General features: G+C 68.7%; 20 protein-coding genes and 1 pseudogene. All 21 read right to left on the reverse strand.

Features of this window, described 5'->3' with window-relative positions; translation table 11 throughout:
* Positions 1-115: 115 nt before the first annotated feature.
* Positions 116-1,261 carry an ISAs1 family transposase gene (locus ACQEVZ_RS07175; protein WP_433362946.1) on the reverse strand — a complete coding sequence of 382 codons (1,146 nt, stop codon included), beginning with the start codon at positions 1,259-1,261 and terminating at the stop codon, positions 116-118.
* A 164-nt stretch (positions 1,262-1,425) separates the two neighbouring features.
* Complete coding sequence (locus ACQEVZ_RS07180; RefSeq protein WP_433377286.1) at positions 1,426-2,235, reverse strand: hypothetical protein; 810 nt, start codon at positions 2,233-2,235, stop codon at positions 1,426-1,428.
* A gap of 109 nt (positions 2,236-2,344) precedes the next feature.
* Positions 2,345-3,178, reverse strand: a pseudogene (locus tag ACQEVZ_RS07185) (IS701 family transposase); the annotation flags it as partial.
* A 9-nt stretch (positions 3,179-3,187) separates the two neighbouring features.
* A complete protein-coding gene (locus tag ACQEVZ_RS07190; RefSeq protein ID WP_344514000.1) occupies positions 3,188-3,604 on the reverse strand; it encodes an MscL family protein in 417 nt (138 codons plus the stop codon).
* 335 nt (positions 3,605-3,939) lie between these two features.
* Positions 3,940-4,770, reverse strand: a complete 831-nt coding sequence (locus tag ACQEVZ_RS07195; RefSeq protein WP_433362950.1) for a carbon-nitrogen hydrolase family protein — start codon at positions 4,768-4,770, stop codon at positions 3,940-3,942.
* Positions 4,767-5,483: an NADPH-dependent F420 reductase gene (gene npdG / locus ACQEVZ_RS07200; RefSeq protein WP_344513334.1), complete on the reverse strand. Its 717-nt coding sequence runs from the start codon at positions 5,481-5,483 to the stop codon at positions 4,767-4,769. The genes ACQEVZ_RS07195 and npdG overlap by 4 nt, the downstream gene beginning before the upstream one ends.
* On the reverse strand, positions 5,480-6,487 hold the full coding sequence (locus ACQEVZ_RS07205) for an LLM class flavin-dependent oxidoreductase (RefSeq protein WP_344513336.1): 1,008 nt from the start codon (positions 6,485-6,487) through the stop codon (positions 5,480-5,482). The genes npdG and ACQEVZ_RS07205 overlap by 4 nt, the downstream gene beginning before the upstream one ends.
* 17 nt (positions 6,488-6,504) lie before the next feature.
* Complete coding sequence (gene hydA / locus ACQEVZ_RS07210) at positions 6,505-7,923, reverse strand: dihydropyrimidinase (RefSeq protein WP_433362955.1); 1,419 nt, start codon at positions 7,921-7,923, stop codon at positions 6,505-6,507.
* 15 nt (positions 7,924-7,938) lie between these two features.
* The gene (locus ACQEVZ_RS07215) at positions 7,939-9,306 is read right to left on the reverse strand and encodes an aminotransferase class III-fold pyridoxal phosphate-dependent enzyme (protein WP_433362958.1); all 1,368 of its coding nucleotides are present in this window, start codon (positions 9,304-9,306) and stop codon (positions 7,939-7,941) included.
* Complete coding sequence (locus tag ACQEVZ_RS07220; protein ID WP_344513343.1) at positions 9,303-9,866, reverse strand: amino acid synthesis family protein; 564 nt, start codon at positions 9,864-9,866, stop codon at positions 9,303-9,305. Before ACQEVZ_RS07220 ends, ACQEVZ_RS07215 begins: the two co-directional genes overlap by 4 nt.
* Positions 9,867-9,956: 90 nt before the next feature.
* Positions 9,957-10,784: a nitrilase family protein gene (locus ACQEVZ_RS07225; RefSeq protein WP_354893728.1), complete on the reverse strand. Its 828-nt coding sequence runs from the start codon at positions 10,782-10,784 to the stop codon at positions 9,957-9,959.
* Positions 10,781-12,265, reverse strand: a complete 1,485-nt coding sequence (locus ACQEVZ_RS07230) for an NAD-dependent succinate-semialdehyde dehydrogenase (protein WP_433362962.1) — start codon at positions 12,263-12,265, stop codon at positions 10,781-10,783. The genes ACQEVZ_RS07225 and ACQEVZ_RS07230 overlap by 4 nt, the downstream gene beginning before the upstream one ends.
* A gap of 50 nt (positions 12,266-12,315) precedes the next feature.
* Complete coding sequence (locus tag ACQEVZ_RS07235; RefSeq protein ID WP_354893722.1) at positions 12,316-13,107, reverse strand: IclR family transcriptional regulator; 792 nt, start codon at positions 13,105-13,107, stop codon at positions 12,316-12,318.
* A gap of 123 nt (positions 13,108-13,230) precedes the next feature.
* Entirely contained in the window at positions 13,231-14,382 is a 1,152-nt protein-coding gene (locus ACQEVZ_RS07240; protein ID WP_344513351.1) for an ABC transporter substrate-binding protein, read from the reverse strand.
* Positions 14,383-14,433: 51 nt separating this feature from the next.
* Positions 14,434-15,243: an ABC transporter permease gene (locus ACQEVZ_RS07245; protein ID WP_433362967.1), complete on the reverse strand. Its 810-nt coding sequence runs from the start codon at positions 15,241-15,243 to the stop codon at positions 14,434-14,436.
* Positions 15,243-16,034, reverse strand: coding sequence for an ABC transporter ATP-binding protein (locus tag ACQEVZ_RS07250; RefSeq protein ID WP_344513355.1), 792 nt, complete (start codon positions 16,032-16,034; stop codon positions 15,243-15,245). Before ACQEVZ_RS07250 ends, ACQEVZ_RS07245 begins: the two co-directional genes overlap by 1 nt.
* Before the next feature lie 128 nt (positions 16,035-16,162).
* Positions 16,163-17,113 carry an ABC transporter permease gene (locus ACQEVZ_RS07255; protein WP_433362971.1) on the reverse strand — a complete coding sequence of 317 codons (951 nt, stop codon included), beginning with the start codon at positions 17,111-17,113 and terminating at the stop codon, positions 16,163-16,165.
* 556 nt (positions 17,114-17,669) lie between these two features.
* Positions 17,670-18,239 carry a hypothetical protein gene (locus ACQEVZ_RS07260; RefSeq protein WP_433362974.1) on the reverse strand — a complete coding sequence of 190 codons (570 nt, stop codon included), beginning with the start codon at positions 18,237-18,239 and terminating at the stop codon, positions 17,670-17,672.
* A gap of 201 nt (positions 18,240-18,440) precedes the next feature.
* Entirely contained in the window at positions 18,441-18,671 is a 231-nt protein-coding gene (locus ACQEVZ_RS07265; protein ID WP_433362977.1) for a hypothetical protein, read from the reverse strand.
* Positions 18,672-19,120: 449 nt separating this feature from the next.
* Positions 19,121-19,312, reverse strand: coding sequence for a hypothetical protein (locus ACQEVZ_RS07270; RefSeq protein WP_433362980.1), 192 nt, complete (start codon positions 19,310-19,312; stop codon positions 19,121-19,123).
* Complete coding sequence (locus ACQEVZ_RS07275; protein WP_433362983.1) at positions 19,302-26,156, reverse strand: polymorphic toxin-type HINT domain-containing protein; 6,855 nt, start codon at positions 26,154-26,156, stop codon at positions 19,302-19,304. The genes ACQEVZ_RS07270 and ACQEVZ_RS07275 overlap by 11 nt, the downstream gene beginning before the upstream one ends.
* Between the last annotated feature and the right edge of the window lie 204 nt (positions 26,157-26,360).

A 26,360-nucleotide genomic window follows, 5' to 3' on the forward strand; every position in this document is an offset into this window, starting at 1 on the left:
AACAAGATCGAGGCGGCTGCGGCTGTCAGGACAGCCGCGGGGCGGGTGCAGCGGTTGCGGGCCGATCTGATGGGCTGCTCAGGGCCTCTGCAAGGTAGGTATTTGACCACTTGCGCTATGCCAGTAGGCCGAGGAGGCGCAGCGTGCGACGGGGGTCTCTGGCGTTGGCGCGCAGTGCTCGGGCGATCGTGGTCGTCCCGGTCAGGCGGAGCACGCTGATCGCGGCGTTGCGGAGGGTGGCCATCGATCGTGCGGCGTTGCCGGTTCGGATCTGGCTGGCGTCTTCGGCGAAGGTGACGTCACGGACGTGGTGGAGCACTTCGATGGTCCAGTGCCCGCGTAGCCAGTCGGCCAGTTCGGCTGGGGTGGCCTGGCCGGCGGTGAAGTTGGTGACGGCGTAGACCGTGACGGTCGACCAGTGGCCGGTGGTCAGGTTCATGCGGCGTCGGCGCACGCGGATGGCCTGCACGGCGTACGGGAACTCCAGGCCGATCGACGGAGCGACGGTGAGGACCTGCAGACGGCGGATGTCGTAGCGGCCGTGGCCGCGGGTGTGGACCTCGTCGCAAACTGGGACCTTGCCCCAGGGCAGGTGTTTGACCTGGTGGTACAGGGTCGGCTGACTATTCTTCACGACGAACACGTAGCCGGCGTTACGCTGTTCGACCAGCCAGCGGGCGTGCTCGCGCTGAGTGTGCAGTGCATCGGCAGTGATCACCGCACCGTCGAGGTTGAGGCCGGCCAGCAGCGGCACGAACCTGGATATTTCGTTGGTCTTGCCCTCGACCGCGGTCTGCGCAACCACCGCCCCGGTGTGGTGGTCGACCGCTGCGAGGAGGTGGATCTGTGACCCGGCCGGGCCGGACCCGCACAGGGTCTTGCCGTCCGCGGCGTAGGCACGCCGCCGCGACGGCTGGCCGGCGGGTGGGGTGTGCAGGCCCACCAGCCACCGGCTGACGGCAGTGTCGAACGCGTCACTGTCGAGACTGGCCAGCACCCGGCCGATCGTGGTGGCGTCCGGCACGCGGTGGATGCCGGTGAATGGGTCACGGACCACGCCCAACGCGGCGAGGATCGCGGCTGGTACATCGGCGACCCACTCGCCGATCGCGGCGACCGAGCGGGCACTGGCCAGCACGGCGGCGACGGCGACCGCGAGCAGGCTCGGCAGCGGGTGTATCACACCGCGTGGATCGCGTGGGTCGGGCACCCTGGCCAGCGCTTGCAGCAGCGCCCGTGTCTGCATGGGGTCGATCGACACGCCCTGGGTGCGTACGGTGAGGCGATCAATCAGCGATGATGCCGCCACGAGCGCGGTCCTTCTTCTGATCATCCAGCGTAGACAACTGCATGATCACCACGGGGCCACGCTCGCCGCGTGAGGCCGCCGCAACGGGCGCGGCTATCCCCAACCCGGCGAACCAGTCAAATCCCTACCTTGCAAAGGCCCTGGTCGAGCTCGTCTTGGAGGACATGGCTCATGTAAGCCTGGTTGTAGTAGCTTTTGGCCAGTTCCGTGAGTACGACTTCTTCTTCGGAGAGCTCCCGGAGCGTGCCGTCCGGCGATTCCGCCGGACCCTTGAAGTGGTAGATCACCGGATCCCGCGGGAATCGCTGCAGCAGCGATTCCCGCGTACCCAGAATTTTCCACGTTCCATTCGTCACGGATCGATCGTCGGAGTACACCGGGAGGGGGTAGATCGCGTGGTCATTGCCGGGAATCCGAGGAATCGCATGCCGCCCCTTGAATAAACCGTATGCGATCCCGAAGCGATTCCTGGCGACCACCACCGCGAGACGATAGCCGCCCTTTCCAGAAGGGATGGAGACGACGTCGCCGGGTTGGGGCCGACGGTGTGCGGACGGGCCTTGAAGCTTCAATCTCGTGTTGCGACCGACTCCGGTGACGGACTGCGCCGGCATTTCCCGCAGTACCTCGGAAATCTCGACGAGCAACGCCGACAACTTGGGCGCATCGGAGCCCGGCCAAGTCGTGACCAGCACATTGAACACGTTGGAGACGGCTGCATACACATGGTCCTCGAGGTCGTCGACCTGGGCCGTGTCCCCGCTGACACGCTTGTTTCCGGCGGTCGCAACGATCACGGCCGGGCTGCGTTCGATGTCGATCCGGGCATCCTCGGCCGGCACGGACCGGCTGAACACCTCGGCGAACTCTGCCAATGTCGGGGTCCGCTCCAACTGGTCTGCCATTTCCTCGAGCAGACCCAGCAAAGCCAAACGGAGCGCACCCCGAACTGGCCTGATCGATCATCATGGCCGGCGTGATGGAGGTCGTGACGGTTGAGGAGATTGCCGGGTCGGCGGCTGGTCCTTGACCACCACGGCATGCGCGGCCAGTCGTAGAACGCTTTCCTGTACTGCCATCGCCGCAAGACCGCCGCTGCCACACGGTGGCCGGTGTGCACGCCAGCACCGCGTCCGGGCGCAGCGGCTGCCCGCGCACGTCGAGCAGAGGCAGGTCCACCGGGACCGCCAACACGTAGGGCACCTGCTGGTCATGGCAGAAGCGGCGCAGCGCCGGGTCGCGCCCGTAGCCGGAGTCGGCGGCGAACCAGGAGAACACCACCGCCGGGTCGGCCAGAGCCCGCTTCGGCATCGCCAGCCCTTGGTGCGGCTTGGTGACGAACCCCACCTGCGCAGGCACTCCGGCGGCCCGACAGCACCCTGGGTCGTCGGTCCACGAGGCCGGCAGATACAACGCCCGGTCGATGAACGCGTACCCGTGCAGCGAGGCGTACGACAGCATCACCATGACCTGGCAGTTCTCGGTCTGTCCGGTCAGCCCGCAATGCTGCGGAGCCACCCCGACGCTCTTGACTCCCTTCTTGACCACCTGCGTGTCGTCGAGCACCAACGCCGCACCCGGATCAGCCAAACCCCGCACGACGTGCGACCGCACCGCGTCCCGCAACGCGTCGGCGTCCCGCCGGGCACCGCCCAGCAGGTGCTCAAACGGCTGCGGGGTCGCCAACCCGACGTGCTCTGCCAGCCCCCACGAGTTCTTCTTCGGCACGTCGGCCAGCAACGCCCGCACCATCAGCCCGAACGTCACCCTCGGCTCCGGGCGGTTGAACAACCACTCCAACCCATCGGTCAGCGCTCGCAGATCCTCGCCCCACCCGGCGATCTCCTCAACCGTCGCGACCTCGACCACGCCGGTAGGTCAGGCCGTGGCGAGGTCCGTGGTGCAGTGCGGGCAGCGGACCGCGGCCGCCGGCACGTCCTCCATCCGGCAGCTCGGGCAGGTCTTCGTCGGAGGCGGGTCCCCAAACACCGTTCTGCCGCGCTTCTGCATGTACGCCCGGTACGGGACCACGATCAGGTAGTAGATGACAGCCATGAAGATGATGAAGTAGATCAGGGCGCCGATGAAGGCCCCGAGGTCGATCCGCTGGCCGTTCACCGTCCAGCCGATGCCCTTCCCCGTCGTGCCGCCGCCTGCCAGTGCGTTGACCAACGGCGTGATGACGCTGTCGGTGAACGCCTTGATCAAAGTGCTGAAGGCCAACGCGACCACCAGACCCACAGCAATGATGATCAGGTCGCCCTGCATCAGGAAGTTCTTGAAGCCCTTCAACATCCGCACTCCCCCGAGGCCGCCGCTGAGCCCTCTCTACCGAGCCAGCGCCGACCTAAACCAAGCCGACCTGCCTTAGCCGACCCGCCCAAGCCGACCAAACCAACAGGTCAGCGCGCCACGAAGGCAGCCACGGCGGCCCGCGCGGCCAGGCATGCTCGGCCACCTCGGCGCACAGCGCGTCGGGCAGCGCGTCGGGCAGGGCTGACTTTGGCTGATTCCGAGCCAGGCCGCTGCGGTGTCCTGGTGGATCGGTCGGCCGTGGTCGGGGGTGGGTGGGTGGAACGGCACGGCGCATGCAATGAGCACGACATCGCATGCGCCGCACCGGCTTGGGGTCAGGCTGTCGGGCCCATCTTCGTCAGGCGCGAGTACAGCTCGGGCCGCCGATCCCGCAGGAACGGCCGCTTGCGCCGGGTGCGGTCGATCAGGCTCAGGTCGACCTCCGCGACCGCCAGCCCGTCGGCGCCGTCCGCCGCCTCGGCCAGCACGTCGCCGTCCGGGCCGTAGACGGCGCTGAGGCCGAAGTAGTCCTTGACGCCTTCCTTGCCGACCCGGTTCGAGCAGATCACGAACAGGCCGTTGAACACTGCGTGCGCGCGCAGTTCCAGCTGGAAGACCTCGCGCATGGGGGCGCTGGCCGAGGCGACCGGCACGCACAGCACCGAGCCACCGCGCAGGGCCACGATCCGGCTGAGCTCCGGGAAGTGGCGCTCGTAGCAGATGATGGTGCCGACGCCGGTTTCGCCGGTGTCGACGACTTCGGGCTCCGAGCCGCCGGGCTGGAAGTAGAACTTCTCCGGGAAACCGTTGGAGAACGGCAGGTGCGACTTGCGGTACACCGACTTGAGCTCGCCGGCCACGTAGGTGCAGGCCGTGTTGTAGTACACGCCCGGCACCTCGGCGGCCTCGAAGATCGACGAGACGATCGTCATGCCGTGCTGCCGCGAGCGCTCGGCGGCCATCTGGTTCGAGGGGCCGTCGAGGCGCTCGGCCAGCTCGAAGTAGTCGAGGTCCGGCTCCGGCTGGACGAACGGCACGGCGAAGAGCTCCGGCAGCAGCAGGATCCGGGTGCCCTGGCCGGCGGCGTCGTCGATCAGGTCGGCGGCGCGGCCGATCGTCTCCGTGCGGTCGTTGGAGGCCTGCAGTTGCAGTGCGGCGAGTTTCACGCGGGGACCCTCTCGTGGGAGGCCTGGGTCAGGCCGGTGATGGACACCCCGGAGCGGGTCTTGTACCGCTTGTTCACCGAGATGAGCACGGCGGTCAGCGGTTCCAGCTGACGGGCCAGCCGCAGCCGGCCCGCGTCGACGCCCCGGCCACCGGTCACGTCCGCGGCCAGGCCCATGACGAGCTCCTTGGCCTCGCGGTCGTCGCCGCACACCAGGACGTCCTCGTGGCTCAGGTCCGCGTCCTGGTCGAGCAGCAGCGGGGCCGAGAGGTGGTGGAACGCGCCCACCACCGTGGCGCCGCCGGCCAGGGACGCGGCCTCCTCGGCGGCGCTGCCCGCGGGGACGTCGAGGCCGAACGGGCCCTGCTTGTCGAAGCCCAGCGGGTTGACACAGCTGATGACGATTTTCCCGGCCAGGGCAGCGGCCAGCGACGACACCAGCTCGGTGTGTCCGTCGTAGGGCACGGCGAGCAGCACGACGGGGGCGGAGGCGGCCGCGTCGAGGTTGGACGCACCGGTGACGTTCCCGGCCACCCGACGCAACTCCACGGAGCCGATCTCGAGCTCATGCCCCAGCTCCACCGCGGCCGCCGAGGCACGCGAAGCGTCTCGGGAGCCGAGCACGATGGAGTGTCCGGCGCGAGCCAGGCGGTAGGCAAGGCCGCGGCCCTGGGGGCCGGTCCCGCCGATGACGGCGATCGTGGTGACGCTCATGCCTTGGCCGCCTGGGCGAGCCGGGTGAGGGTCTGCTCCTTGTCGCCCAGTGTCGAGATGATCGGGCTGCGGACGCCGGCCTCGTGGTACGACATGAGCTTCTCGAACGCGTCGTCCGTCGAGCCACAGGCGGTCACGTTCTGGACCAGGCTGTTGGGGACGAGCTGCATCGCGCGCTTGATGTCCTCGGGGGTCGCGGGCCAGCCGGCGATCTCCTGGAGCCGGTCGACCAGCTCGCGCTCGACGCCGCAGTGTTCGGCGATGTGGGGCTGCTGGCACAGGTACAGCGTCAGGAAGGCCTTGCAGGCGTCGATGGCCTCCTGCGGGTCGTCGTCGTTGATGCTGCACGAGACGATCTGAGTGAGGTCGATCGACGTCTTGCCGTCGGTGCGCTTGGCCAGGCCGCGCTCGATGGCGGCGTTCGCGCCGACGAGGTATGACGGCGGCAGCAGGAAGTCCATGTGCACGCCGTCGCTGATCTCCCCGGCCAGCTCGAGCATCTTCGGGCCCACGGCGCCGATGTAGATGGGGATGTCGACGGGCTTGTTCTCGCGGTACATGCTGTCGAAGCGCACGCCGCGCATCTGCACGAAGTCGCCCTCGAAGTCGACGAGCTCGTTGCGGAAGAACGACTGCAGGACGGTGATGTACTCGCGCATCGACGCGATCGGCTTGACGAGGGGCTGCCCGACCTTGGTCGCGAGGGGCTCCCACCAGGCGCCGATGCCGAGGATCGCGCGGCCGGGCGCGACCTCGTCGAGGGTCTTGAAGGTGACCGCCATGAGCGCGGCGTTGCGGCTCTTGTTGTTGACGACGCCGGTGCCGATCTTCACGTGGCGGGTCCGGCTCGCGATGATCGCGGCGGGCACGATGCCGTCGCGGGCGAGGCGCCCCTCGGCGACCCAGACGGACTCGAAGCCGTTCTGGTCGGCGAACTCGGCCTGCCAGTAGGTCTGCTCGAGGCTGAGCCGCTCGCCGACATGGATGCCAAGAGGAATTTTCATTGCGAAGAACGCTCCGTTCAGAAGAGGTGCGGCGCGCCGCGCTCGGCGAAGACTCCGCGGCCCGCGGCGCCGGAGAAGGAGCCGGCGGCGTCGACCAGGTGGTCGCCGCGGGACAGGACGTGGACCGGCCTGCCGGTCACCCGCATCCCGTCGTAGAGGTTGTAGTCGGTGCGCATGTGGGTGTTCTCGGTGGTGATGACGTGGTCGGCGGCGGGGTCCCACACGACCAGGTCGGCGTCGGCCCCGACGGCGACGATCCCCTTGCGGGGGAACAGGCCGAAGAGCTTGGCCGGCCGGGTCGACACCAGGTCGACGAAGCGGCAGGCGTCGAAGCGCCCACTCGCCACGCCGCCTTCCCAGAGCACCATGAGCCGGTCCTCGATGCCGGGCACCCCGTTGGGCACCTTGGGGAAATAGCCGGGGCTGCGCAGCTTCTGCGGGGGCAGGTCGTCGGGCTGGTGCAGGCAGAAGCCCGCGTGGTCGGTCGCGACCGTCGCCATCGCGCCGGTGACGAGCGCCTTCCACAGGCCTTCCTGATTGCTGCGCTCGCGGATCGGCGGCGAGCACAGGTAGGCGGCGGCCTTCTCGCCGAGGCCCTCGTAGTCCTCGTAGGCGACCTGCAGGTACTGCGGGCAGGTCTCCGCCCACACCCGGCGGCCGTCGGCCCGTGCCCGGCTGATCTCGTCGGCCGCGGCGGCGCTGGAGACGTGCACGACGTACAGCGGCGCCCCGACCGACTCGGCGAGCACGATCGCACGGTGCACCGCCTCGGCCTCGGAGTCGTGGCCGTGGGCGGTCGCGTGGAAGTGCTCGGCCGTGTCCCCTCGGTCGATGAGCAGCTGGGTCTCGCGGGCCACCATGTGCCCGTTCTCGGCATGCACCATCGGCAGCACGCCGAGCTCACGGGCGAGGTCGAAGCCCTCCAGCAGCTCGCCGTCGTCGACCATCTGGGTGCCCGGGTAGGCCATGAAGAACTTCCAGCTGGCCGCCCCCTCGCCGGCGAGGCGGCGCAGGTCGTCGAGCACGTCGGGCTGCTGGGCGCGGGGCGGGACGATGGCGTGCAGACCGAAGTCGACGACCGAGCGCTCCAGGGCCGCGTCGCGGCGCCGCAGGTACGTGTCGTACAGCGACCGGTCCGGCTCCTTCTTGACGAAGTCCAGGATCGTCGTGGTGCCGCCGTGCGCGGCGGCGACGGTCCCGGTGTAGAAGTCGTCGGCCGTCCTGGTGGTGAACCCGTCGATCGGGTACTCCAGGTGCGTGTGCGCGTCGATCCCGCCCGGGATGACGAGCATGCCGGTCGCGTCGATCACCTCGTCGGCGGTCCAGTCCGAACCGATACCGAGCGCGACGATCCGGCCGTCGCGAACGAGCACGTCGGCGCGGATGGCCGCGTCGGCGTTGACGACCGTACCGCCGCGAATCAGTGTCGATCCCATGGCAATCTCTCCAGTTCAGCCCTGGTAGTGCTCGTCGGCGAGGGCGAGGACCTCGTCGAGCACGCCGAGCGCCAGGTCGATCTCGGCGGCGTTGATGACCAGCGGCGGCGTGAGGCGCAGGACGTTGAAGTTGGCGGTGAGGTACACGCCCCGCTCCATCGCCGCCTTGAGCAGCTTGCCCACCGGGGCGGCCGCGGGTCCCTTGGCGTTGAACGGGACGAGCGGATCCTTGGTCGCGCGGTTCTTCACCAGCTCGACGCCGTAGAAGAGGCCGCGGCCGCGGATGTCGCCGATGCTCGGGTGCCGCTCGGCCAGCTGGGCCAGGCCGGCGCCGAGGCGCTCGCCCATCGCCCGCGAGTTGTCCACGACGCCCTCGTCCTGCATGATCCGCAGCGAGGCCACGCCGGACGCGCACGCGAGGGGGTGACCGGCGTAGGTCATGCCGCCCCAGAACATGTTCGTCCGCAGCCACTCGGAGATCCGCTCGTTCACCGTCATCGCGCCGAGCGGGACGTAGCCCGAGTTCAGGCCCTTGGCGGTGATGAGGATGTCGGGCGTGACGTTCCAGTGGTTGCAGGCGAACCACTCGCCGGTGCGGCCGAAGCCGGCCATGACCTCGTCGAAGATCAGGATGATGCCGTACCGGTCGCAGACCTCGCGCAGCGACTGCAGGTACCCGTCCGGCGGGTAGAGCAGGCCGTTGGTCCCGGTGACCGGCTCGACGATGACGGCGGCGACGGTCTCGGGGTTCTCGTACTGCAGGAGCTCCTCGAGGTGCGGCCCGCCCGAGCAGACCGGGCACGGGTCGGGGTGCCCGGCCGGGCAGCGGTACGTGTACGGGTCGAGCATCCGCACCACGCCGCTGATGCCCGGCTCCGCGGCCCACCGGCGCGGGTCGCCGGTGAGCGACATCGCACCGGCGGTGGCGCCGTGGTACGAGCGGTACCGCGCGACGATCTTGTGCCGGCCGGTCACGTGGCGGGCGAGCCGCACCGCGTTCTCGTTGGCCGCCGCGCCGCCGGTGGTGAAGAAGCTCATCTTCAGGTCGCCGGGGGTCAGGTTCGCGATCATCTCGGCGAGCTCGGCCCGCGAGCGCTCCGCGAAGCCGGGGCCGATGTAGCACAGCTCCTCGGCCTGGGCGCGGATCGCCTCGACGAGGCGGGGGTGCTGGTGGCCCAGGTTCAGGTTGACGAGCTGCGACTGGAAGTCCAGGTACTTGCGGCCGTCGTAGTCCCAGAACCACGAGCCCGAGCCGCCGGCGACGGGGATCGGGTCGAGCGAGCCCTGCACCGACCAGGAGTGGATGACGTACTCCTTGTCGACCGCCTTCACGCGCTCCGCGGTCCAGGCGCCGGTGTCGATCTGGTGCTCGGTGATGGTCATGCGCCGGCCTTGACCTCGGCGCCGAAGGTGGCGAGGCGGGCGAGCGGGCGGCCGGCGTTGGCCGCGGCGACGATCACGAAGATCTCGCGGGGCCGCGGGACGTCGGCGACCTGCAGCGTCACCGTCTGGTGGTGCGAGCGGGTCTTCGAGTCCAGCTTGTGCTTGAGCGGGATGTCGATCGGGCTGCCGGTGAGCCCGACCTTCTCGGCCGCCGGGAGCAGCTCGGTGCCGCCGGCCGCGTTGCGGAACATGTTGCCGAACCGCAGGTTGTGAATGAGCGCCGAGCCGTGCTCGAGCTCCCCGTCGATGCCGACGAGCGCCGCCTTGCCGAAGGCCTCGACCTCGTCGCCCAGCAGCTCGACGCAGGCCGGGCCGATGAGGCTGCCGATCTCCTCGCCCAGCTCGTCGGCGAGGGTCACCAGATCCTGCACGTACTCGCTGGGGTAGGGGTTCTCGATGACGACCCCGACGAACGCGACGCGGTGGCGGGGCTGCACGTCCTGACCGTTCTCGAGCCAGGTCTCCTCGAGGTGGCGAACGATCTTCCGGACCCTGATCACGATTACTCCTCTGTGGTTCATTGAACGAACCGTCGGTTCAAATACTGTAGACACTGCGGGGGGCTGTCAAGAGCCGTGAGGACTCGAGGCTCAGCTCGAGTAGAGGTCGGTGCGCCGGTCAGCCAGAGGCTGGTTGAACGGGTTCTCCCGGCGCTGCCGACGGGTGCCGATGAGGTCGACCTCGGCCAGCACCAGCTCTTCGCGGTCGCGGCTCGCGGGCTCGGCCAACGGCCAGCCGTCAGGGCCCACGAGCACGGACCGCCCGACGAACTCCTGCCCGCGCTCGACGCCGATCCGACTGATGCCGGCGACGAAGAACTGGTTGCTGTGTGCGCCCGTCATGCACATCAGGTGCGCCATCGCCGGCCCGGTGTCGGGCTGCCCGGGCACGGGCACCCAGTTCGACGGCAGCACGAGAAGATCCGCACCTTGTACGGCCGCGCTGCGGAACATCTCGGGGAACCAGGCGTCGTAACAGATACCGACGCCGATGCGCCCCAGCGGGGTGTCGAACACCGGGAAGCCGGCCGTGTTCGGGTCGTAGATGCGTTTCTCGTCGTTCCACAGGTGGGCCTTGCGGTACGTGCCCAGGTGGCCGTCCGGCCCGAGCACCACCGCGGAGTTGTAGACCCGGTCCCCGTCGAGCTCGGTCAGGCCGCCGACGATCCAGATCCCCAGCTCCGCCGCGAGCGCGGCCCAGCCGGTGCTCGTGGGGCCGTCGGGTATCGGCTCCGCGTACTTCGCCGCCTCCGCCCGGTCCTCGAACACGTAGCCGGCTGAGGACGCCTCGGGCAGGACGACGAGCCGGGCCCCCTCGGCCGCGGCCCGCCGGATCCAGGCCGACGAGGCCGCGAGGTTGCCCTCGACATCACCGAGGACCGGTTCCCACTGCACGCCGGCCAGGACGAAGCCGGTCACCAGTTCGCCCGGACGGCCGTGTACTTGATGTTCAGGTACTCGTCGATGCCGACCCGGCCGCCCTCGCGGCCGAGGCCGGACTGCTTCACCCCGCCGAACGGCGCCGCCGGGTTGGAGATGACGCCCTGGTTGAGACCGACCATGCCGCTCTCGAGGCGTTCGCTGACGCGCAGGCCGCGGCCCAGGTTCTCGGTGAAGACGTAGGAGGCGAGGCCGTACTCGGAGGCGTTGGCCAGGCCGACCGCCTCGTCCTCGGCGTCGAAGACCACGATCGGGGCCACCGGGCCGAAGATCTCCTCGCGGACCGTCCGGGCGTCGCCGGGCACGTCGGCCAGGACCGTCGGGGCGAAGAAGTAGCCGTCGCCGCCGACTGCCGCTCCCCCGGTCACGACCCGGGCGCCGGCCGCGGTCGCGTCGCAGACCAGCTCACCGACCGACTTCACGGCGTTGCCGTCGATGAGCGGACCCACCTCGGTCGCCGGGTCGAGCCCGTGGCCGACGCGCAGGCGGCCCAGGCGCTCGGCCAGGCCGCTGACGAACCGCTCCGCGACGGAGCGCTGGACATAGAAGCGGTTGGCGGCGGTACAGGCCTCGCCGACATTGCGCATCTTGGCCTGGACGGCCCCCTCGATGGCGAGGTCGAGATCGGCGTCGTCGAAGACCAGGAACGGCGCGTTGCCACCGAGCTCCATGGACGTGCGCAGCACCCGCCGGGCGGCCTGGCCCAGCAGGGTCCGGCCCACCTCGGTCGACCCGGTGAACGACACCTTGCGCAACCGCGGGTCGTCCAGCAGCGCCGAGCTGGCCTCGCCCGAGCGGGCCGTGGTGAACACGTTGACCACGCCCCGCGGGACGCCGGCCTCCTCGAGGATCGACACCAGCGCCAGCATCGACAGCGGGGTCTGCTTGGCCGGCTTCACCACGACCGTGCAGCCGGCCGCGAGCGCGGGGCCGATCTTGCGGGTGCCCATCGCCATCGGGAAGTTCCACGGGGTGATGAGCAGGCACGGGCCGACCGGCTGGCGCATGAGCAGCACCCGGGAGCCACCGGCCGGGGCCGGCAGGTAGCCGCCGTCGATGCGGACGGCCTCCTCGGCGAACCAGCGGAAGAACTCCGCCGCGTAGCCGACCTCGGCCTGCGACTCGGCGAAGGCCTTACCCATCTCCAGGGTCATCAGCCCGGCCAGGTCGTCGCGGCGCTCGACCATCAGCTCGAACGCCCGGCGCAGCACCTCTCCGCGCTCGCGCGGTGCCGTGGCGGCCCAGGCGTGCTGGGCCCGGTCGGCGGCGGCCAGGGCGTCGAGCGCGTCGGCGACGGATGCGTCGGCGACCTCCGCGATCACCGAGCCGGTCGCCGGGTCCTCGACCGCCAGAGCCTTGCCGCCCTGGGCCGCCCGCCACTCGCCGTCGATGTACAGGCCCTTCGGCACCCGGCCGGCCGCCGCCGTCGCCGCGGCCAGCGCCTCGTCAAATGAGGCCATTGCTTCCTCCTCCACCGGCCGGTCGTCCCCGGTCCGGTCCATCGCCGGCGTTACAGCCGGCCTAGCCCACTGGGCAGCTCGATGTCGGTATTGCTGAGCAGCTCGCTGAGTTGCCGGGCGGCCTTCATGACCGACTCCGCCACCTCGTCGATCCGTTCGCGGGTGAGCCGGTAGGTGGGGCCGCCGATCCAGACCGCGTACGGCGTGGTGCCCCGGATCCGCACCGGCGCGGCCACGGAGGCCGCGCCGACCTCGAGCTCGTCGTAGGCGAACGCGAACCCGCGGGCGCGGACCGCCGCCAGCGAGCCCATGAACGAGTCCAGGTCGCCGACCTCCGGCGGCGCGGACGCGGCGAACTCCTCGGCGAAGTCGGCGCGGACCTCGGCCGGGTCGAGCGCGGCCAGCAGCACCTTGCCGGTGGACGTGGCCCACACGGGCTGCGTCCGCGGCACGGGCTTGAGGGTCTGGCCGATGAGCGAGGGTCCCGGCACCTGGGCCACGACCATCACCTTCGGGGCGAGCAGGACGTCGAAGCCCGCCGTCTCCCGGGTCTCCTCCGCCAGGCCGCGCAGGACGTCACGCATGTGGCCATAGGCGCCGCCGCCGTCGAGCAGGCCGCCCACGATGGACAGCAGGCCGAGGGAGACGCGGTAGCGCCGCGTCACCGGGTCGAGGGTCAGCCAGCTCTCCCGCTCCAGCACGGTCAGCACCCGGTAGCAGGTCGCCTTCGGAATGCCCGCCTCGCGCGCGACCTCGCTGAGGCCGACGCCCTCGGGGTGGGCGGCCACCGCGCGCAGCAGCCAGATGGTGCGCCGGACCAGGCCGGCTTCACCAGATGCCATCGAGTTCCTCCCGTTATCCGCATGCCATCGTCAGCGGCAATTCTTTTCGATGCCATCCTGGCAGGCGCGGCGGGCCGCCAGGATGCCGGACGAGGCCGTACCCCCGTCCGGCACCCTGCGCGGCTACTTGCCGCCCTCGGTGATCGTCGGCGTCTCGGGCTTGTAGGAGCTGCCCACGACGTCCGCGCCGGCCGCCTTGAGCTCCTCGCGGGCCTTGTCGGACAGGTCGGTGCGGAACGCGCTGCTGTCCGGCTTGTTCTTGAGCACGCCGCCCTTGATCGCGATGTCGATGGTGGAGTCCCACGACTTCTGGTCCATCGCCCCGATGCCGTTCGGCGACGGCCAGACCAGCTTGTTGACCTCGGTGAGCATCCAGGTCTGGTGACCGGCGCCCAGCGCGCTGCCGTGGTTGAGCACGATGTCGACGCAGCCCTTGAGGTCGTCGCGGCAGGCGGCCCAGCCCTGGTACGACGCCTTGAGGAACTTCACCGCGGTGTCCTGGTTGGCCTGGTCCTTGAGCCAGTCCCCGCGGCTGTAGATGCCGTCCTCGAGGCTGGTGTAGCCGGCGTCCTGCAGGCTGATCGCGGTGAAGTCCGACTGCTGGTACAGCTTGCCGGTCTTCGGGTTCTTGGTCTCCAGCAGCTGGGCGTACTCGTTGTACGTCTTCGCCTGCGCGCTGTCGACCTCGCGCTTGAGCAGCAGCGACATGTCGAACGGCTGCTGGATGATCTGGGTGTCCTTGGTCGGCTCGACGCCCGCGCCGCGCATCGCCGCGTACTGCACCAGCTCGTTGCCGTAGCCCCAGCTGCCGGTCTTCTTGCCCTTGAGGTCGGCGAGGGTCTTGATGCCCGAGTCGGCCCAGGCGACCTGCAGGTACGCGCCGCGCTGGAAGACCTGGCCGATGTTGACGAGGTCGGCGCCCTGCTCGCGGGTCGCCATCGTCTTGGTGACGTGGCTGACCGCGAACTCGGCGTTGCCGGACGAGAGCACCTGCTGGGGGACGATGTTGACGCCGCCCTCCTGGATGGTCACGTCCAGGCACGCCGCGTCGTAGAAGCCCTTGTCCTTCGCCGCGTAGTAGCCGGCGAACTGGGCCTGGGCGACCCACTGGAGCACGACGCGGACCTTGGTCTTCGACTGGCAGTCCTTGCCGGCGTCGGACGCGGCCTGCGTGCCGCTGTCGGACATGCCGCCACAGCCGGTCGCGAGCAGCGCGGTGGCGGTGAGGGCGCTCAGACCGGCTGCCAACCGGCCCGGCCGTCTACGAAGGAACATGGTGACTCCAAAGCAGAGAAGAGTGTGGGGGCTTCTGAGGGGGTGTGGCGCCTACGGGTTCTCGTCGTGCAGCGAGGAGTGCCAGGGCATGAGGAGGCGCTCCAGCAGCGAGACGACGCCGAACATGGCCAGGCCGAGCACGCTCGCCACGAGGATTCCGGCCCAGGCGTAGTCGAACCGGGGCAGCGACGCCTGCGAGGCGATGTAGACGCCGAGTGCGTTGCTCGGGCCGCCGAAGTACTCGGTCACGATCACGCCGATGACGGCGAGGGTGGAGCCGAGCTTCAACGCGTTGAACAGGAAGGGCAGCGCGTTGGGCAGTCGCAGCATCAGCGCCACGTGCCGGGGCTTGGCCGCCAGCGACTGCATGAGCTCCAGGTGCAGGGGTGAGACCTGGAGCAGGCCCCGGGTCGTGTTGACCAGAACGGGGAAGAACACCATCACGGCGGCGACGCCGGCCTTGGAGACCAGGCTGGTGACGCCGAACCAGTTGTTGAAGATCGGGGCCAGGGCCACGATCGGGGCGCAGTTGATGATGACGGCCACGGTGAGCACGGGCCCGGACATGCTCGGGAACCGGCTCAGCACCAACGCCACCACGACGCCCCAGACCACGCCCATGAGCAGGCCGAGCAGGACCGCCTCGACGGTGATCCGGGAGGCCGACATGATCGTGCCGAACTGGCCGGCGAACGCGGACAGGATCGCGGTCGGCGTCGGGAGGATGAACGACGGGACGTCGAACACGATGACGGCGAGCTGCCACGCGCCGAGAATCACCAGGGCGGTGACGACGACCGGCAGGACGCGGCCGAGCTGGACCCGCAGCCGGGACGGCTGGACGGCCTGGGTGACGGCCATCAGGCAGCCTGCTCGGCGAGCTCGCTGTGCAGGGCCGTGCGGGCCTCGGTCACCTTGGCGAAGAACGCTTCGGTGCTACGGGTGGCCGAGGTCCTCGGGTACGGCAGGTCCACGTCGATGCTCGCGGCGATCCGGCCCGGGCGGGCCGACATGACGACGATCCGCGAGGAGAGGAAGACCGCCTCGGAGATGCTGTGCGTGACGAACACGACCGTGGTCCGGGTGTCGGCCCAGATCCGCAGCAGCTCGCCCTGCAGCCGCTCCCGGTTCATCTCGTCCAGCGCGCCCAGCGGCTCGTCCATGAACAGGATCGCGGGGTCGGCGGAGAGCGCGCGGGCGATCGCCACCCGCTGCTGCATGCCGCCGGAGAGCTGCCACGGGAAGTGCTTGGCGAACTCGGAGAGCCGGACGAGCTCCAGCATCTCCTGCGCCTTCGCCCGGCGGGCCTGCTTGCCGGCCCCGGCGACCTGTAGCGGCAGCTCCACGTTGCGCTGGACGCTGCGCCAGTCGAACAGGCCGGCCTGCTGGAAGACCATCCCGTAGTCACGGTCGGTCCGCGCGGCGCGGGGCGTCTTGCCGTTGAGCGTCACCGTGCCGCTGGTCGGCTCGGTGAGGTCGGCCAGCACACGCAGCAGGGTGCTCTTGCCGCAGCCGCTCGGGCCGAGCAGCGACACGAACTCGCCGCGCTCGATCGTCAGGTCGATGTTCTGAAGCGCGGTCACCGAGCGCTTGCCGCCGCTGTTGAACTCTTTGTTGACTCCGCGGACGGAGATGATGGCGGGCTCAGTCATCAGCTACTCCAGGCACATGTCGAAGGTTCGGTGCGGTCTTGCCACCGCGGACGCCGGGATTCCCGGCGGGAGCGACGGTCCGCCGCTGACGCGGTCCGAGCCATGGGTTTCCGGCGCTTCCGGACTGCTCACGCATGGCGGTGCCGGAGCGCGAATCGCTCGATCAGGCCCAGCAGCTGCACGAAGACGATGCCGGCGACCGCGGATACGAGCACGGCCGCGTAGAGCTTCTCCGGGCCGTTCGAGTAGTAGTAGGCGAAGGTGAGGATCGACCGGCCGATGCCGCGACCGGTGCCGGCCGACAGCTCGCCGACAATCGCGCCGACGACGCTCGCCGTCGCGGCCAGCCGGAGCCCGGCGAACACGAACGGCAGCGAGGCCGGTACGCGCAGCCACCACAGCACCTGGCGGCGCTTGGCACCGACGCTGTGCATGAGCTCCAGGTGCACCTTCTGCGGTGACTTCAGGCCGCGCAGGGTGTTGATCGTGACCGGGAAGAACGCCAGGTAGGCGGCGATGCCGGTCACGGCGATCCAGGGCGGGGCGCCGGCCTTGCCGCCCCAGATCACGATCATCGGAGCGATCGCCACCAGCGGCACCGTCTGCGAGGCCACCAGCCACGGCATCAGGCCCTTGCTGATCGGGACCACGTTGAGGAACACGATCGCGAGCAGCAGGCCGAGCACGGAGCCGGCGACGAGGCCGTAGAGGGCCTCGCGCAGGGTCACTGTGGCCTCGCCGATCAGGTACGCAGCCAGGGACGTCGAGTCGCCGCGCCGGGCCGGCTCGATCAGCGAGTGCAGAATCGTCGAGAGGTGAGGCATCGACAGGTCGTCGGTGGCCACCGGGAAGCCGATCCTGGTCCCGGGGATGACGTCGCCGGCCGCCTGGCCCAGCGCCTTGTACCCCTCCCAGAGCCCGGCCAGCAGCGCGACGACCCCGATCGAGCCGACGGTGTTGATGACGTGCTTCTTCACGTTAGGTCCGCGAAGGGGCCGGCCCTGCGCCAGCTGCTGCCGCCCGCGCTGGGCGCGCCCCGTCTCGGCCGACGGCGGCGGAACGATCTTTGTCGCGGTCATGTGCAGGCACTCTCCGAAACCTCTCGGGAGCCGTCGTCCGGCGGTAGTGTTTCACTCAGTGAACCGTTGGATCGGATCACTGAGTGAACTGGTGGTTCACGATAGAGCCGTGACTCAGGCCACGTCAATGCATCCGGCAACGCGGATCTCACGCGCTTCGGCGGACCTTCCTACCGTGGGTGACCTGCGAGTTTCCGCCTGGTGCGGACATGTTTCGCGTCGGCCGTTCGGCTGGGCCGGGGATCGGCCGAGGGGGTGCCGTTCTTCGGCCCGGGGCACCTGCGGGGCCACCGAGGTCAGTGCGACGGGGTCGCGGGCCGGCCGGTGTGGGGGCGCCGCGGGCCGGCCGGTGGGGCGATGCGACCACGTCCTTCCCCGGGCTGTGGGTTGGATGACCGTGGCGACGCGCCCGGTGCTGTCGTAGCAGATCTGCGTGTCGACCGGGGTCACCGACAGTCCGGTGCTGCCGGCCGGGCAGGCGACAGCGGTGCCGGCCGGGGTGCCGGCGGCGACAGCGGCGTCTGCGAGCGCGTCGCGGATGTCGGCGAGGCGGTTGTCACGCCGGCGGCGCCTGGTAGTAGCCCGGCGCCGTGCGGGTGAACATCGCCGTCTGCCCGGAGGCCCCCTGGAGCACGACCTGGCTGCCTTCGTCGTCGGCGTGCACCCATTGCGCGGTGGCCGGGTTGGCCAGCAGGCTCCAGCCCGGCGGCACGCCGGTCGAGGTCGGCGTGAGCCACCCGCTGGACACCACCCATTCGGAGGTCGTGCCCGGGTCGGTGATGTCGGTGTTCTTCGCCCACAACTGCACGGTGTAATCGGTGCCCGCCGTACCGGCGACCCAGCTCTCGACCTTGACCTGGTAGGTGTGGGCACCGCTGACCGTGGCGGAACCGTAGCCGGGGCTGATGGCGCTGGCGGTACCCGCCCAGTCGTCGTAGGTGGGGGTGGACGAGCCGTTGAGGTAGACACGCATCGCGCCGTTGGTGAGGCCGCCGAGCTTCCACGTCCCGGCCGGCAGGCTCAGCACACCGGTCCAGCGGACCAGGAACGGCAGGTTTGCGCCCTGGGTCACGCCGAAGCCGCCGATCGGGGCGTTGATGCTGCCGCCCTTCCAGGTCGCGTTCACCGCAGCGTCGGTGCGCTGCCCGACGACCGGGCTGGTGAAGCGGCCGAACCCCCAACCTCCCGATTACAAGTCGGTGGACTACGCGTTACTCGAGACCATCGACATCGTGTGGGCACTTCTCCTTCTGGCACCACTACGTAGCAATGCCCGCCGTCGGTGTCCGACGGCGGGCATTGCGGCAAACGTCCTGATCAGTTTCGGCTACGAAGGCGTACCGCGTTGGTGCGCCTCGAGCGTGGCTCGCTTGATGAACATTCGATAGGAGCAACCGAAGCGATCCGCATTCCGCATCACGTCGATGCGGAACTGATCGTCCGGGATGTCCCACAGCAGCATGCCGAATTCATCGAACAAGCGCAGTGCGGCCACGTCCTTGACGTAGGAGAGCACGTCACCTTCTGCAAGCAGAAACCATTCGCCAAAGGCGTCCATGCCGTCACCGCCCTGGTCCGATATCGTGCACACCGCGCTAGCTGGACCTCCTCATGATATAGGCAGCCCAATTGTCGGCGGCGGTGTGGTTCTCCTCGTCATGAAGCCGAGTTGACCATCCAGGTAACCCTGAGTGCTCGCGATGAAGCGCCCGAGCGGCGGAGCACTACCTCCGGTTTAGGGGACTCGAACCCCTGACCCCTCGATGCAAACAAAGCCAGTCGGTGGAGATCCGCCCCCCGCTGCAGGTGTCACGCCAGTTCAGCGGCATCCTGCAGCGGCGTCTGACATCGGCGAACCGCACCTGACAGGGGCGTCCCCGGCAGAACCGTCAACCAGCCGGACACGCCGTGCGACACCCGTCTCAAGCACCTTCTCAGGAACCCGACGTCCGGGGAAGCCCAGCCACTGGGCCTCCCCGGAGCAATCATTCATCGGTGGATGTACTCCTACTCCCACCAGACATCGAAACCGCCGGGAAGCCGTTCTTTCAGGCACGCCGAATGGGTGTACATCTCCTGCTTGGGGCGCAGGTCCGACAGTCTGGCCAGTCGCACTCGCATCGCATTTTCATCTTCTTCAAGACGGATGATCTTATAACAGAAGCAACACATTACCTTACCACTGACGTCAGTCGACACGCCACCTTCTCTTACGGATCCTGTCGTTCACCGATGTAATCGGCAATTCAAAGCTGCTGATTGTTACAGTGTTTTCCGGGTTGCGGATGACCGCGTACGCTTGGCCTGAGCCAAGTTCTCGAATAAAGACGAATCTATTATCTTCGACCTGCCGCAGGATCTGGTCCGGACTCTGAATGATTTCGTCGATGTCACTCATCGAGTACCCGTCATCCGCGGCTGCCAACACCCCGTGGACTTCGCGACTCGATGACGTCGCCTCCTCGGCAGCACCCCAGACGTCATCACTCAGCGGATCTACCCGCGGCTTAGGAGTGTCCCCCAGATCACAGTAGCAGTCGTCCGCATGTTCCGAGTTGTCACAGTTGTGAACCAGGACCGGCGAGTTGCTGGCGCGCACGTAGTACGTGTGGATCTCGGCAACGGTGAGGTCGTACATGACCCGCGTCGCGCCGAGGAACTGGACCTCGAGAACGACCACCGTCACGCCGTCGAGCGTGTGGACCTGCTCGCCCGGCTGCAGGGCTGCCGCATCGACCCATGCCTGGCGGGTCACGGACCAGAACGGGTGACGTTCAGTTGTGTGCAGAGTCTCGACGCCGTCGCTGCCGGCGAGCGTGACATCGACGAGGTCACTGTCCAGGTTGACGTGCTGACGTTCGACCACGCGTGTCGTCGTCCGACCCGTTTCCGGGTCCGTGGCCACGACCTCGTCGCCGGCGTTGACGTCTTTGATGGGTTTGACGGAGCCGTCTGCCATCTGGACGGGCGTCTCCGGATCGAAGCTGTGGCGCGCGCCCTTGCCACCACACTTGCTGGGATTGCCGCCCTTGCCCTTGCCCCCGCCGCCGGCCGCGTTGCCCGCGTCGTCGGCGAGTCCGCCTGGGCCGTCGTCGGCTTTCTTGGCGCCGGCGCCGATGTTGGCGGCGAGTTCGTCGGCCTTCCTCTTCGCCGCGGCGATGAGGTCGTCGGTGCGTTTGATGACGTCGTTGGCGATCTTCATGGCTTTTTGCCATGACTGGTAGGCGGAGAACGCCCGTTCGATGCCTTTACGGATCGAGTTGAGGGACTTCAGGACCCGGCCTGATGGGAACACGCCGAGCAGCGCGTTCACGCACGAGCTGACCTTGCGGGTGTTGATGCAGTCGATGATGTCGGTGATGCCGAGGAAGTCGAGGAGGAACGCCAGCCCCTGTTCGAGGATGATGTCCATGATCGACTTCTTCTTGACGGCCTCGGCCTCGGCGCGGGCCGCTTCCTCCTCCGGTGTGAGGCCGGGCTTCGTCGGCGGGGGCGGCCCAGGGCTGGCGTCCGGATCGGCCGGGAACGCCTCGCCGGTCGGGTCGGCGTTCACGATCGGCGCGTTGTTGCCGTACGCGTAGCCGTTGAGCCGCTGCGGGTCCTCGGGGATCGTGAGCGGGTCGACCGAGATGAAGCGGCCCAGCGTCGGGTCGTACTCGCGGGCGCCGAGGTGCGTCAGGCCCGTCGACTGGTCCTTCGTGCCACCGATGAAGCCCTTGTCACCCGGCCACCCGGTGACGGCCGCGCCGCGGTCCTCACCGAACGGGGTCGACCGCCGCTTCTGGAACGTCCCTGTCGAGGCGTCCATCGCCACGGTCGCGGTGCCGTGCGGGTCCGACGCCAGATACGTGAGCTTGTTGTCGTCGGTCCGGACCGCGACGTTCAACCCGCCGTGGCTGTAGTAGCGGGTGCCGGTCTCCGCACCGCCGGTGCTCAGGTGGATCTCCTGGCCCGGAAGGTAGAGCGTGGTGCCGGTGTCGTCGCGGCGGATGAGCCGTTGACCGGCGGCGTCGTTGAGGAACTTGGTGATCTTCGTGCCCTCGGTGACCTTGGCGAGCTTGCCCTCGGAGTTCCAATCGAGGACCTGGGTGCTGCCGCCGACGACCCGGTGGGTGGTGTTCCCGGAGGCGTCGTACTGGTACGACGTGAGGGTGCTGCCGCCGACGGTGGTGCTGCCGAGCTTGTGCCCGGTGCCGTAGAGGTAGTTCTTGGTCGGCTCGCCCGGCAGTTCATGCTTCGTTTCGGCCGTACGGTTGCCGGTCTTGTCGAACGTGTAGCTGCTCCAGTACTTCGCCGGACCGCCGAGGTTGCCGACGGTACGGTTCGCGGCGGCGCAGTCCAGTGTGGTCGGTGTCCATGCTTCGGTCATGCGCCGCAGGTAGTCGTATGCGAAGCACTGATGGTCCTGCGGCTGACCGGTGAGGGCCGGTTGGTCCGACACCGACGTGGTGTTGCCGGCCGCGTCGTAGGTGTACTTCGCGTTGTACACCGACGCGCCGCCGTTCGGGCGGGCCGACGACGACGCCAGCCGGCGGGTCGCCTCCTCGTAGGTGAACTGCAGCAGCAGCGACTTGTTCCCGGCGCCGGTCGCGCCGACCGTCACACTCAACGGCTCCGCGAAGGAGTTGTACGCCGACGCCTGCACATACGTCGAGGCGCCGGTCAGGGAGAACGGCAGACCCCACGCGTTGTAGCCGTACGTCAGCGTCTCCGACGGCAGGTTACCGGCGGCCGGGAGCGTCGTCGTCTTCGGTGACCCGTCGAAGTTGTACGTGTGCTCGTACAGGTAGGTGCCGGCGAGACCGCCCTCGATCATGGGGATGCCGATCGAGGACTTCGTGGGCCGCATCGCGTGGTCGTACTCAACGACCGAGCTACGGTACTCATCCGAACCGACCCACCGCGACGACGACGTCAGCAGGCCCTTCTTGAGCGTGTCGTACGTCCACGTCGCCAGGCGCTTCTCCGGCGTGAGCGTCACGTCCTTCAGCTCGACCGGGCGGCCGACCGTGTCGTAGGTGATGCTGAGCGCCTGGTTCCGGGCGTCGATGGTCTTGACGACCTCGCCGTACTGGTTGTACTCGAACTTCGACGTGCCGCGGTCCGGTTCCCTGGTCTCCTTGGTGCGGTGCAGGTCGTCGTAGAAGTACTCCCACTTGTTGCCGGCGGAGTCCTCGACGACGCTCTGCTGCCCGTCCTTGGTGTAGCTGTACTTCGTCTCGTCGTAACTGTTCGGATCCGACGGCGTCGGCACCCCCGTCTTGTACTGCCACAGCTTCGACACCCGGCCCTGCGCGTCGTAGGTGACGGTGGCAGCGCCCGCCCCGGCGGGCGGGGTCGTGCTGACCTGGTCGCCGCTGTAGCTGGTCGTGGTGCGCCACTTCTCGAACAGCCCGGACGCGTTGTGGCCCATCAGGATCTCGGCGGTGACCCGGCTGGCGCCGTCATACAGCGTGCGGACCTGGTTGGGCAGCGATGCCTCGTTCATCGGCAGGTAGCTGAAGCCGGACGGCGCGTCGTTGTAGATCGGTCCGGAGCGCTTCACGATCCGGTTCTGGCTGTCGTAGTCGATCGTGTTGACCGACCGCCCACCGGACGGGCTGGCGATCTGGGTCTGCCGGAGCCGGAGCAGGCCGTCGTAGATCTCGTACTTCGACGTGTACTGCGGCGCGAGAGCCCCGACCGGCGACTGCAGCGTCGTCGACACGACGACCGGCGGAGCATTGCGCTGGATCAGGTACTGGTAGCTGGCGTCCGGGGTGTCCACGCCGCGGACGCGGGTCGTACCCCACACATTGCGCACCCGGCCCAAGGCGTCGAGCTCGACCTCGTTCTTCACATCACCCAACACCGTGGCGTTGCTCGAGTCACCGTTGAGCACCGGCGCGCCCCACGCGGGATCCGACTCGACATAGGTGATGTGACCGATCGGGTCCGTCGTCGTGATCCGGGTGATCGGTCCGTTGCCGTCACGGGTGTACGCCGTCTTCGTCCGGTTCAGCTTGACGTCGTACGTGTCGGTGATGTTGCCGTCGGCGTTGTACACCGCCTTCGACTTCGTCTGATACGTCGCGCTGCTCGCGTTCGCACCGGTGAACCCGTTGACCGCGTCGACCCGGGTCGCGAGACCGCGAGCACCGACATAGCCGAACGTGTCGGACCCGTCGTAGTACGTGCGGGAGTCCGACAGCACATCCGCCTTCGGCGGATCCGCCACCGAGCACGCCGCGCTCAGTTGCTGCACCCGGACCGGCCGGTTCGGCAGGAACGCGACGGCGCTGGACGCGAACGTGTACTTCGTGCACTGATCATCGGTGGTGTCACCGACAACCCCCATGTTGTGCACGGCGGTGATCGTGCCGTCGGCGGCGATCGTGTTGACCACACGGGTCTCACGGACGTTCGTCGGGCTGAGGTAGATGTACGAGTAGCTGGCAGAGGTGGCGACCTTGGTGGCGTTGATGACGCCCCACGGCCGGGTCTGCGACGCGGTCGCCGCGGACACCCAGAAGTCCGAGATGGTGGTGCTCAGCCGGGTCGTGTCGTCCAGGAAGCTGCTCGCTTCCCGGGTCTGACCGTTGAACCGGTCCTCGTCCGGGACCGACCCACCCCTGGAGTCGGTCACGTTGACCGTCTTGAACACCCCGGCGGTGCCGGTCTTGTCGCCGTGCATGCCGCGGTAGAACCGCGACTCGGTCTTGCCGCGGGTGCCGTCGTTGCCGTCACCGGTCCGGGTGATGACGGTGCCGTAGCCGCGCCACTGCGCCCACGTCTTGTCCTCTTCGGGGGTGATCCCGTCGAGCTCGTCGAACCGCCACGCGGCGTCACCGACGTACTCGTAGTCGTTCACGACCTGCGTCACGGCCGGCACCGTGTACCCGGCCACCGACTGCGTGACCCGGTCGACGATGTACTTGTGGAAGTAGTCGATGCGGTTCGGGAACGCGTCGTCGCTGCCCTTCACCGGCATGCAGCGCTGGGTGTTGGTGGCCGGTGACGCCGGGAGGTTGGTGCGGGAGCAGTTCGTCGGCGCGTAGCGGACCGCGAGGGTGCCGCCGTTCTCGTTGGTGATGCCGATGATCCGGCGCCAGTTCAGCGGCGCGATGTTGTTGGCGAGGTCATCGACCCGGTTCGGCAGGAAGGTGCCGTCGAACGTCACCTCCGGCATGACGATCTCCGGGGTGGCACCGCGACCGGTCTGGGTGATCCCGTCGAGCCACAGCGCGTAGCCGGTCGCCGCGTCGCCGCTGACGTAGGAGTGCCGCAGCGTGTACCGGTCCACGGGCCGGTAGCCGACGCCGTTGTTGTTCAGGACCTCGGTGTCGACCTGCTTCAGGCGGCGCTTGGTGAAGAAGGCCGGCGAGAACGTCTGCGTGCACGGCGCCGCGGCACAGTTGAGGTCCATCGGCGTGTCGGGCCAGTTCCACGCGTCGTTGCAGTTCGTGTTCGGCAGGCACCGGTCACCGGTCTCGAACAGCACCCGGGCGAGGGCCGGCGTGCTGGACACGGCGTTGCTGCGCTGGCCGTACTCGATGCGCTTCAGGTTCCCGCCGCGGGTGTACCAGTCCGGGCTGTTCGCCTCACCGTAGCGGGCGTAGTTGTTCGTCTCCGGGTCGTAGAAGTACGACATCGTGTTGCCGTTGACGTCCACGACATAGTCGACGTTCCACTTGTACCCCTGCCGGCACGCCGACGCCTGGAACGACGCGTTGTAACACGCCTCACCAGGGTGGTTGCCGTACACGGGCAGCGTGAACGTCGACTTCGTCTCGTCGCCGCCGTTCCAGCCCGGCAGCCGGTTGTAGCCCAGGTAGTACTGGGTGCCGTCCGGCGAGGTGAAGATCCAGTACTCGCCGTTGTCGTCGCCGTTGTTGCGGCCCCCGTCGAACTTCTGCTCGACGATCGTGCCGTCGTCGTCCTTCAGCTTCCAGAAGTTCGTGGTCCCGACCCGGACCAGCTCGGACGAGTGCCCATTGAGGGAGATGCTCGCGTTGTCGGAGAACCAGCACATGTCACCCGTCGGGCGGGTCTTGTTGTTCGCCGCGCCCTCCACATCGGACGCACACGGCTTGTACCGCCGCTCGATCTGACCGGGCGCGAACTCGAACCCCATCCCGATCCACGACGTCTGGTTGTTCGCCGCGTTCGTCCGGCCGTCCACCGCGCTGGACGCATAGGCAAGGCTGATGCTCGGGCTCGGGCCACCGTTCGCCGGCGGCACCCGCAATGGGTAGGACCAGGTGAAGTCACCGGTCGCACCACCCGCATTCCACGTCGACGACGTGGACAGCGAGGTGGCGCCGAAGTTGCCGGCGCTGCCCGAGGCGGCGGCCTGCACCGCCAGGAGCTTCGTCGCACCGCCGGCGAGGGTCACGTCACCGCCGATCCGCCCCGCCGTCGTGTCGTTGGTGGCGGCCAGCTTCGTGCCCACCTGGCAGGCGCTCGACTCCGGAGTCGTCGCGGCGCACTCGGGCAGCTCAACCAGCTTCAGCCGGGAGCTCCAGGCGCCACCGTACGCGGCCCGGAAACCGCTGTAATCAACCTCGACCGCGATCGCGTCATTGCTCATCGCCCGGTCCGGCCGCGACACCCGCAGCAACAGACCGTCCACACGGGACTTCGCGGTGCGGGCCCGGTCGTACACTTCCACCTGCACTGCCTGCGGGCCCGCCAGCGGCACCTTCCGCAGATCCTCCCGCACCTCACGGGCATCACCCACAAACACCGGGCTGCCACCAGCCCGGGTCGGCCCCGCCCTCGCCGGACTCACCACATGCGCGTTCGTCCGCTGCGGCTCCGCCGCCAGACGCCGCGCAGCCAGATCGACCGTCGTGGTCTCCGCCGTCGGCCACGCCACCGGCGGACTCGCCTTGAGCGCAATGTCCTGCTCCGCGTCGACGAGCGGCTGCACCACGTTCTTGTGGCTCTTATCCGCCGGGACGACCCGCTCCACCTGGTTCGGCCCCGCCACGAACGGATCCACCGGCGCCGCATGCGCCGGCAGCACCGACACCGCACCAGCGGCAAGCGTGACAGCGATCACGCCGATGAGTGTTGAGACCACCCGCTGCCGCCAACGGCGGCGGTGGCGAACCGGCGGCACTTCCGTCCGCACAGCATGAAACCCGGACCAGACCACGGCATCCTCCCCGTAACGAGCCATGATCAACACCTCGAGTAGAGGTGTCGCAGCACGGATCATCCATGTCGATCGGTCGATTTACAAGGCATTGAAATATTCAGGTGC

The sequence above is a fragment of the Dactylosporangium sp. CA-152071 genome, assembly GCF_050936335.1.
Taxonomy (GTDB): domain Bacteria; phylum Actinomycetota; class Actinomycetes; order Mycobacteriales; family Micromonosporaceae; genus Dactylosporangium; species Dactylosporangium maewongense.